The following is a 9,045-nucleotide window of genomic DNA, read 5'->3' on the forward strand; positions in this document are numbered from 1 at the left end:
CAGCGCGCGGGCGGGGCGCGCGTCCGGTGCCCCCCCGCGACAACACACCCGCTCGCCCCGCTCCACCCCCCCCCCCCCCCCCCCAACCCCCCCCCCGGGGCGGCCCCCGGCGCATCTTCGGTGGGCGCACGGGAGAGGGCCCGCACGGTTGGTCGCGGGGGTGGCTTCGGCCGGTCTCACGTCCGCACCTCAGTCGTACGGCAGCTCATACGTCACTCCGTACGCCGGGAAAGGCGGTCCCTCCGTGCTCCAGCCCGCCCGCACCCGAAGAGCCCAGGCCCCGCTGCTTTTCGTCGCCGGGCCCGGGCTCAGCGGCTGCATGTTCGACTCCAGCGACGCGAGCCACGACTCGGCCGGCTCTCCGCGACGGTCGCCAACTCCGCCACGCGCACCGGTCGGTTGGCGGTGGAGAGCACCGTCTCCCTGCTGCGGTACGAGAGGACCGACAAGATCGCGAACGCGCCCATCCGCCTGATCACCGAGGACAACGCCGACCTGGCCCCGCTGTACTGCCCCACGGACGACCAGGCACAGAAGCGGAACCGGAACTTGCAGCCGTGCGGGCGACCGGCGAGTGGAGTCAGGACGCGACCGGCAAGCCCGCCGCCTTCCACGCCTGGAAGCCACCGACCAGGTCCGTCGCGCGGTGCAGTCCCAGCCGGTGGAGTGAGTCCGCCGCCAGGCTGGAGGCGTAGCCCTCGTTGCAGATCACCACGACCCGCAGGTCATGGCTGGTGGCCTCGGGGGTGCGATGGCTGCCGTGGGGATCCAGCCGCCACTCCAGTTCGTTGCGCTCGACGACGAGCGCGCCGGGGATCAGACCGTCCCGCTCGCGCAGGGCCGCGTACCGGATGTCGACCAGCAGGGCTTCGCCGGCTTGCGCAGCGTCGTACGCCTCCCACGGCTCGATCCGCCGGTAGCCGGCGCGTACCCGTTCCAGCAGCTCGTCGATGCCCACCGGGCGTCCCCGCGTTCCGCTCACTGCCAGTCCTCCGGGCGCTCGACCTGCTCCAGGCGCAGCGTCTGTCCCGCGCGGCTGTAGCGGCGGATCCGGGGCAGGGGCGGGTAGTAGGCGTGGACCGAGATCGCGTGCAGGTCTGCGGACTCGTTGAGCACCTCGTGGACGTGGTGCCGGCCGAAGGCGCGGCCCTGTCCGGCCGGCAGATGCCGGCCGCGGTCCACGTCGTCGGCGAGTTCCAGGGTCTTCCAGCCGTCCGTGGGCAGCCGCGCGGCCAGCGAGTTCTCCCTGAGCTCGCCGGACGCGGTGACGAAAGCGCCGACCGAGTCGGCGTGGTCGTGCCAGCCGGTGCCGGTGCCGGGCGGCCAGCCGATGAGCCAGGCCTCGCTGCCGCCGGGCCCCTCCAGCCGTACCCAGGTGCGGCCCTGCGGATCGAGCGGGAGCGAGGCGATCAGCTCGGCGTCGGCGGCCGTCCGCCGCGCGAAGTCGAGGAGGTCCGCCTGCGTGGGAGCGGAAGCGGCCGCTGCCCGGGAGACGGGAGCGGCGCGAAGAGATGGGGAGGATGGGGAGACAGACACGTACACCGTCCTGATGTGCGTTCGCTGAGGTGGCGCGCGGCGACACGGGAGCGGCGCGCGACAGGAAAGAGGGAGTCCGAATTCAGCGATCCGAATTCAGCAGGACGAGCGACACACGCAGCCCGCGTAACGGACGAGGTCCATATGGACCCTCCGCCACAGGCGCACATCGGTGTCGGTCACGATCCGGAGTACACCATGTCGGGGCAGACCGGTCAACCGACAGTCATCATGTGGACCGGAGGGCGAACGCAGCCACGGTCAACGCGCGCTGGAGCCCGCCCCGGCCCCTGCCTCGGCCTCCGACTCCACCGGGCCGCCCAGCGTCGACTCCGCCGCCGCGTACAGGTCGGCCGGCCGGACTCCGCTCAGCGCGGTGACCAGGTGGCCGTCGGGGCGTACGAGCAGCACGGTGTGCGCCGGCGCGCCGGGGTACGCCTCGGCGACCAACAGTTCGGCGGGGTGCGGCAGCGCGGTCACCGCGGCCGCCAGCCGGGGCATGATCCCGGCGGTCACCCAGTGCTTGCGGTCCCACACACCCGTGCCCGGCGCGATCAGTACGACCAGCAGCGCGCTCCGTCCGAGCCGATCGCGCAACTGCACGAAGGAACCGTCCTCCGCGGTGACCCGGACATCGATCACCGGTGCCCCGGCAGGCGTGTCGACCGGTACTTCTCCCTCCAGGTGCCGGGGCGCGAGCGGTGAGTCGGCGTACGCCCCGGGCGCGCCCAGCGCTCCGCGTCCCAGATGACCGTCGGCGAGCAGCACGTCGTGCCCCCGGGCCGAGCCGGGGACGTAGGAGCGCAGTCCGCCACCGCCGCGCAGCACCGGCAGCACCTGGTCGGCGGCGCGCAGCCGGCCGGCTACCACCGCGCGCCGCTCTGTCTGGTAGCTGTCGAGCAGTGCCTCGTGCGGGCCGTGGTGCCAGGCCAGGGCCAGCTTCCAGGCGAGGTTGTCGGCATCCCTCAGGCCCTCGTCCAGCCCCTGCGTGCCCAGCGCGCCGAGCAGGTGCGCCGCGTCGCCGGCGAGGAAGACCCGGCCCGCGCGCCACCGGCGGGCGACGCGGTGGTGCACCGTGTGGACTCCGGTGTCGAGGAGTTCGTACGCCGGTGTGGAGCCGTCCGTCCAGCCGGCGAGGGTCTCACGGACACGGGTCACCAGGAGTTCGGGCGTGACCAGGTCCTTGCCCGGCGGCAGCAGCCAGTCCAGACGCCACACGCCGTCCGGGAGGGGGCGGGCGGTCACCTCCCCTGCCGAGGGTCCGGACGTCCGCCACGGCGGCATCCGATGGAGCAACGCCTGACCGGGCCACGGAAGTTCCACGCGCAGGGCGGCGACGGCGTGCCGCTCCACCGCCGTGCGGCCGGGAAAGCGGATGTCCTGGAGCTTGCGGACGGTCGAACGGGGGCCGTCGCAGCCCACCAGATAACTGCCCCGCCACCACGTGCCCCTGGGCCCGCGGGTGTGCGCGGTGACGCCCGAGCGCTCCTGCTCGATCGAGTCGAGACGGCTGTCCACGGCGATCGCGGCCAGCGGTTCGTCGGCGAGGGCGGCGCGCAGGGCGGCGGTCAGCTCGTGCTGCGCCATGTGCAGCGGGGCCGGATCGGTGTCGTCGAAGACAATCTCGCGCATCACCTGCTTGCGCCGCAGCGACCGCCACCCGGCCCAGCGCACGCCCTGCTCGGCGATCGGGACGCCGGTCAGCCGCTCCATCAGGGCCGTGGTGTCCTCGCGCAGCACCACCGTGCGCGCGGCCCGGGGTTCGTCCTTGCCGGGTCCCTCGTCGAGGACGACGGACGGCACCTCGTGACGGGCCAGCGCCAGGGCGAGCGTGAGCCCGACGGGCCCCGCTCCGACGATGATCACCGGGTCCACGGCGTGGCGCCCCCTGCCCGCAGCTGTGCCCTGGCGGACATGTGTGTACCAGAAGTCGGGGCAGGGTGCACGATCACAGAACGTATGCAACCCATTGGAGGGGTTTGCGTCAAGTGACGGAGGCAGTGGCGATCAAGCCACTGCCTCAGCGCCGGTCATTCCACCTGAATGGCCATCATGCAGCGGCACCGGTCCCGAGGGAGCCACCCACCTGAGCGGGGTTGAGTTCCACCGCGTCCTCCGCGCCGAGGACCGCGCCCGTGCTCCGCTTGCTGCGGCGCAGCCTGCCCTCCAGCCAGCTCGCGAAGCTGGTGAGGAGGAAGTTGATCACGATGTAGATGATCGCCACCACCACGAAGCTCTGGATGACGTTCGCGTAGTTGGCCGCCAGGGTGCTGCGCGTGTTGAGCAGCTCGGGGAAGCCGATCATCACGCCGCCGAGCGCGGTGTCCTTCACGATGACCACGAGCTGGCTGACGATGGCGGGAAGCATGGCCGTGACCGCCTGCGGGAGCAGGATGCCGGTCATCGTCTGGCCCTTGCGCAGTCCGATCGCGTACGCGGCCTCCGACTGTCCCCTGGGGAGCGCGAGGATGCCGGCCCGGACGATCTCGGCGAGAACCGAGGCGTTGTAGAGGACCAGGCCGGTGACGACCGCGTACAGCGGCCGGTCTTCGCTGGCCACGTCCGTGGAGCGGGCATAGAACTCGTTGGCGAACAGCATCAGCAGGAGCACCGGGATCGAGCGGAAGAACTCGACCACGACGCCGGCCGGAATGCGGGCCCACCGGTGGTCGGACATGCGTGCGATCCCGAAGAACGCGCCCAGCGGGAGCGCGATGACCATGGAGAGCGCGGCGGCCTTCGCGGTTTTGCCGAGGCCCGGCAGCAGATACGTCGTCCACGCCTCGGAGGTGGTGAACGGCTGCCACAGCGACCACTTCAGCTGGCCCTTGGCGTCCATCTTCTGCCAGACCCACCACAGCAGCAGGGCGAGCAGGACGACGAAGACCACCGAGAAGAGGACATTGCGCCGTTTGGCCCGGGGGCCGGGGGTGTCGTAGAGAACGGAGCTCATCGCTTCACCGCCAGTCGCTTGCCCAGCCAGCCGAGGAAGAGGCCGGTGGGAAGAGTCAGGACCACGAACCCGAAGGCGAAGACCGCGCCGATGAGCAGCGTCTGGGCCTCGTTCTCGATCATCGACTTCATCAGGTAGGCGGCCTCGGCCACGCCGATCGCGGCCGCCACGGTGGTGTTCTTGGTCAGTGCGATCAGTACGTTGGCCAGCGGACCGATGACCGAACGGAACGCCTGAGGCAGCACGATCAGCCGCAGCGTCTGGCTGAAGCTCAGCCCGATCGCACGGGCGGCCTCGGCCTGTCCCAGCGGCACGGTGTTGATGCCGGAACGCAGGGCCTCGCAGACGAAGGCCGCGTGGTAGGCGATGAGACCGAGTACTGCCAGCCGGAAGCCCTGGACCTTGAAGTCGGAGGCGCCCATCGTCACGCCGAAGATGTCGGCCAGACCGAGCGATGTGAAGAGGATGATGACCGTCAGGGGGATGTTCCGGACGATGTTGACATAGGCGGTGCCGAACCCGCGCATCAGCGGGACCGGGCTGACCCGCATCGCGGCCAGCAGGGTGCCCCAGACCAGGGAGCCGACGGCGGAGAGGACGGTGAGTTTCACCGTCATCCAGAACGCCCCCAGGACGTCATAACCTTGAAGAAAATCGAACACGATCTCCCGCGCTTCCGGGTGTGTGGCGTACGAGGAGGGCGTGGCGCACCGCCGCCGTGATCGCGGCGGGCGGCGGCGCGCCCGAAGAACCCTGCGGAGCCGTTACCGGCCTTACTGGACGATCTTGCCGATGGTCGGCGCGGGCTCGTTCTTGTAGTGGGCCGGGCCGAAGTTCTTCTCGACCGCCTTCTGCCAGGAGCCGTCGCTGACCATCGACTTCAGGGCGTCGTTGATCTTGTTGATGGTCGCGGTGTCGCCCTTCTTCACGCCGACGCCGTAGTTCTCGTTGCTGAGCTTGAGCCCGGCGAGCTTGAACTGGCCCTTGTACTTGTCCTGCGCGGCGAAGCCCGCGAGGATCGAGTCGTCGGTGGTCACCGCGTCGACGGCGCCGCTCTGCAGGGCGGCGATGCACTCCGAGTAGCCGCTGTACTCCTTCAGGTTGGCCTTCGGGGCGATGGTCTTCTGGACGTTCTGTGCGGAGGTGGAACCGGTCACGGAGCACAGCTTCTTGCCGTTGAGGTCCGTGCCCTTGCTGATGTCCGAGTCCTTCTTGACCAGAAGGTCCTGGTGGGCCAGCAGGTAGGGGCCGGCGAAGTCGACCTTCTGCTTGCGCTCGTCGGTGATCGAGTACGTGGCCGCGATGAACTTGACGTCGCCGCGCGAGAGGGCGTTCTCACGGTCGGCGCTCTTGGTCTCGACGAACTGGATCTGGCTGGGCTTGTAGCCGAGCTTGCCGGCCACGTAGGTCGCCACGTCCACATCGAAGCCGGAGTAGGAACCGTCCGGCTCCTTCAGGCCGAGGCCGGGCTGGTCGTACTTGATGCCGATCTTGATCTTGCTGCCGCCGCTCCCGGACGAACCCCCGTCGTCCTTCTTGTCCGAACCGCACGCCGTGGCGGCGACGGAGAGGGCGAGCACGGCGGCCGAGGCGGCGGTGACCTTGCGGAGCTTCATCGTGAACATCCTTTGAGTGGTGAGGAACGCGGTCCGTGAGGAACGGGTGGCCCCGGGTGCGCGGGGCGAGCGGGCTCGGTGTCGTCAGTGGTGCAGGATCTTCGAGAGGAAGTCCTTGGCCCGGTCGCTGCGCGGATTGCTGAAGAACTGGTCGGGCGCAGCCTGTTCGACGATCCGGCCGTCCGCCATGAAGACCACACGGTTTGCAGCCGATCGTGCGAAACCCATCTCATGGGTGACGACGATCATCGTCATGCCGTCGCGGGCGAGCTGCTGCATGACCTCGAGGACCTCGTTGATCATCTCGGGGTCCAGGGCCGAGGTCGGCTCGTCGAAGAGCATGACCTTCGGACCCATGGCCAGGGCGCGCGCGATGGCGACGCGCTGCTGCTGGCCGCCGGAGAGCTGCGCCGGGTACTTGTCGGCCTGGGCGCCCACGCCGACCCGGTCGAGCAGGGCGCGGGCCTTCTCCTCGGCCTCCTTCTTGCCGGCCTTGCGGACCTTGACCTGGCCCAGCATCACGTTCTCGAGCACGGTCTTGTGCGCGAAGAGGTTGAAGGACTGGAAGACCATCCCGACGTCCGCCCGCAGCCGGGCCAGCTCCTTGCCCTCCTGGGGCAGCGGCTTTCTGTCGATCGTGATGGTGCCCGAGTCGATCGTCTCCAGGCGGTTGATGGTGCGGCACAGAGTGGACTTTCCGGACCCGGAGGGCCCGATGACCACCACAACCTCGCCGCGGGCGATCGTCAGATCGATGTCCTGGAGTACGTGCAACGCGCCGAAGTGCTTGTTGACGCTCTGCAGGACGACCAGGTCTCCGGCCGCGGCCACGTCTTGCTTGGCCACCGATACTTCGGTCATCGCTTTCGGGCTCCGTCCTCCTCGGTTTCGGAGGAATGTAGTGACCCCGAATGACCTGCGTCATTACATCTGAGGGGAATCTGAGGATCACGATCCGATAGCAATCGGACACGTGTCGTAGCAGTTGTGGCAGGGCCGCGTATCGGCCGGATAACGGAACCGGCGGGCAACCGGAACCCTCTTGACGTCATCATCGTCCATCAGCGTGACTGCCTTGATGCACGCGCGCGTGCGGGCGTTTTCTGCAAGCCGACCACGAAGCACGACCGTACGACCGCTGAACCGGAGGGGGCCGGAATGAGACTGCTGCTCGTCGAGGACGACAACCACGTCGCCGCCGCGCTCTCCGCGGTCCTCGCGCGGCACGGGTTCCACGTGACCCATGCCCGCAGCGGCGAGGAGGCCCTCCAGGCACTCGTCCCGGAAGGCCCCGGCTTCGGTGTGGTCCTGCTCGACCTGGGCCTGCCCGACCAGGACGGATACGAGGTCTGCGGCAAGATCCGCAAGCGCACCGGCACCCCGGTGATCATGGTCACCGCGCGCTCCGACGTGCGCTCCCGCATCCACGGCCTCAACCTCGGCGCCGACGACTACGTGGTGAAGCCGTACGACACGGGGGAGTTGCTCGCCCGGATCCACGCCGTCAGCCGGCGCACCGTCCACGAGGACGCCGCGCCGGGCGCCGAGGCCGCGCTGCGACTCGGACCCGTACACATCGAACTGCCCACCCGCCAGGTCAGCGTGGACGGTTCGGTTGTCCAACTGACCCGCAAGGAGTTCGACCTTCTCGCGCTGCTCGCCCAGCGCCCCGGAGTCGTCTTCCGCCGGGAGCAGATCATCAGCGAGGTGTGGCGCACCAGCTGGGAAGGGACGGGACGCACCCTGGAGGTGCACGTCGCCTCCCTGCGCGCCAAGCTCCGCCTGCCCGCGCTGATCGAGACCGTACGAGGCGTCGGCTACCGGCTCGTCGTCCCGGCCGCGTAGCGGGGACGAGTGCGCACACGTCTCCTGCCGCTGCTCATCGTCCTGATGGCGGCCGTGCTGCTCGCACTGGGTTTCCCGCTCGCCGTCAGCGTGGCCGCGGCCCAGCAGCAGAAGGTGGTCGTCGACCGGATCGACGACACGGCGCGCTTCGCGGCGCTGGCCCAGTTCGTCACCGACGGACCCACCGGGTCACCGTTCACGACGGAGGACGAACGCAAGGAGACGCTGCGCCGCGAGCTCGCCAGCTACTACGACGTCTACGGCATTCGCGCGGGCGTCTTCTACCGCAACGGCGCGGCCATGGCCAACGCGCCCTACGACTGGTTCCTGCCGCAGAGCGGCGAGGTGCGGGAGGCCTTCGGCGAGGCGCTGCTCAGCCGACGCAGCCATGACCCCCAGCAGGTGTGGCCCTGGCAGCGCAGCCGGCTGATCGTCGCGTCCCCGGTGATCCGGGACGGAGACGTCGTCGCGGTCGTGGTGACCGACTCACCCACCGGGGAGATGCGTTCACGCACGCTGCGGGGCTGGCTGCTGATCGGGGCCGGTGAGATCGCCGCGATGCTGCTGGCCGTGGGCGCCGCGCTCAGACTGACCGGCTGGGTGCTCAGACCTGTACGCGTCCTCGACGCGACCACCCACGACATCGCCACCGGGCGTCTGAAGTCCCGGGTCGCGGTGGCCGGCGGCCCGCCGGAACTCCGCAGACTGGCCCGGTCGTTCAACGAGATGGCGGACAACGTCGAGGACGTGCTGGAGCAGCAGCGTGCCTTCGTCGCCGACGCCTCGCACCAGCTGCGCAACCCGCTCTCCGCGCTGCTGCTGCGCATCGAGCTGCTCGCACTCGAACTGCCCGAGGACAACGAGGAGATCGCCTCGGTCCGTACCGAGGGCAAGCGCCTCGCGCAGGTCCTGGACGACCTGCTCGACCTGGCACTGGCCGAGCACGCCGAGGCGGACCTGCGGCTGACCGACATCGGCCGGCTCGCCGCCGAGCGGCTGGCCGCCCGGGGCCCGGCGGCCCCGGCCCAGGGGGTGCGGCGGCGCCGCGCCCTCCCCGGCCCCCCCCCCCCGGGCGCCCCCCCCAACACACACACA

10 protein-coding genes are annotated in these 9,045 nt (G+C 70.1%); 2 read left to right on the plus strand and 8 right to left on the minus strand.

Annotated elements, in window-relative coordinates; all coding sequences use genetic code 11:
* Positions 1 to 580: 580 nt before the first annotated feature.
* The 8 genes from ACFW2E_RS33495 to ACFW2E_RS33530 form a co-directional block, all read right to left on the minus strand.
* Positions 581 to 982, minus strand: coding sequence for a rhodanese-like domain-containing protein (locus ACFW2E_RS33495; protein ID WP_384471659.1), 402 nt, complete (start codon positions 980 to 982; stop codon positions 581 to 583).
* Positions 979 to 1,536: a cysteine dioxygenase gene (locus tag ACFW2E_RS33500; protein WP_384471662.1), complete on the minus strand. Its 558-nt coding sequence runs from the start codon at positions 1,534 to 1,536 to the stop codon at positions 979 to 981. The genes ACFW2E_RS33495 and ACFW2E_RS33500 overlap by 4 nt, the downstream gene beginning before the upstream one ends.
* Positions 1,537 to 1,632: 96 nt before the next feature.
* The gene (locus ACFW2E_RS33505; RefSeq protein ID WP_318198091.1) at positions 1,633 to 1,719 is read right to left on the minus strand and encodes a putative leader peptide; all 87 of its coding nucleotides are present in this window, start codon (positions 1,717 to 1,719) and stop codon (positions 1,633 to 1,635) included.
* 78 nt (positions 1,720 to 1,797) lie between these two features.
* Entirely contained in the window at positions 1,798 to 3,411 is a 1,614-nt protein-coding gene (locus ACFW2E_RS33510; RefSeq protein ID WP_384471665.1) for an FAD-dependent monooxygenase, read from the minus strand.
* Between the two features lie 175 nt (positions 3,412 to 3,586).
* The gene (locus ACFW2E_RS33515) at positions 3,587 to 4,489 is read right to left on the minus strand and encodes an amino acid ABC transporter permease (RefSeq protein WP_384471667.1); all 903 of its coding nucleotides are present in this window, start codon (positions 4,487 to 4,489) and stop codon (positions 3,587 to 3,589) included.
* Positions 4,486 to 5,151, minus strand: coding sequence for an amino acid ABC transporter permease (locus tag ACFW2E_RS33520; protein WP_384471670.1), 666 nt, complete (start codon positions 5,149 to 5,151; stop codon positions 4,486 to 4,488). The genes ACFW2E_RS33515 and ACFW2E_RS33520 overlap by 4 nt, the downstream gene beginning before the upstream one ends.
* A gap of 111 nt (positions 5,152 to 5,262) precedes the next feature.
* Positions 5,263 to 6,105, minus strand: coding sequence for a glutamate ABC transporter substrate-binding protein (locus tag ACFW2E_RS33525; RefSeq protein WP_384471673.1), 843 nt, complete (start codon positions 6,103 to 6,105; stop codon positions 5,263 to 5,265).
* Between the two features lie 84 nt (positions 6,106 to 6,189).
* Positions 6,190 to 6,966 (minus strand): amino acid ABC transporter ATP-binding protein, encoded by a 777-nt coding sequence (locus ACFW2E_RS33530; protein WP_384471676.1) that lies wholly within the window; start codon positions 6,964 to 6,966, stop codon positions 6,190 to 6,192.
* A 297-nt stretch (positions 6,967 to 7,263) separates the two neighbouring features.
* Here ACFW2E_RS33530 and ACFW2E_RS33535 point away from each other — a divergent pair, with 297 nt between their 5' ends.
* Together ACFW2E_RS33535 and ACFW2E_RS33540 are read left to right on the plus strand one after the other, a co-directional pair.
* A complete protein-coding gene (locus tag ACFW2E_RS33535) occupies positions 7,264 to 7,950 on the plus strand; it encodes a response regulator transcription factor (protein ID WP_384471679.1) in 687 nt (228 codons plus the stop codon).
* A 9-nt stretch (positions 7,951 to 7,959) separates the two neighbouring features.
* Positions 7,960 to 9,045: histidine kinase dimerization/phospho-acceptor domain-containing protein (locus ACFW2E_RS33540; RefSeq protein ID WP_384471682.1), on the plus strand; the 1,086-nt coding region annotated here is incomplete at its 3' end.

Origin of the sequence: Streptomyces sp. NPDC058964 (assembly GCF_042741275.1) — a bacterium.
GTDB lineage: Bacteria > Actinomycetota > Actinomycetes > Streptomycetales > Streptomycetaceae > Streptomyces.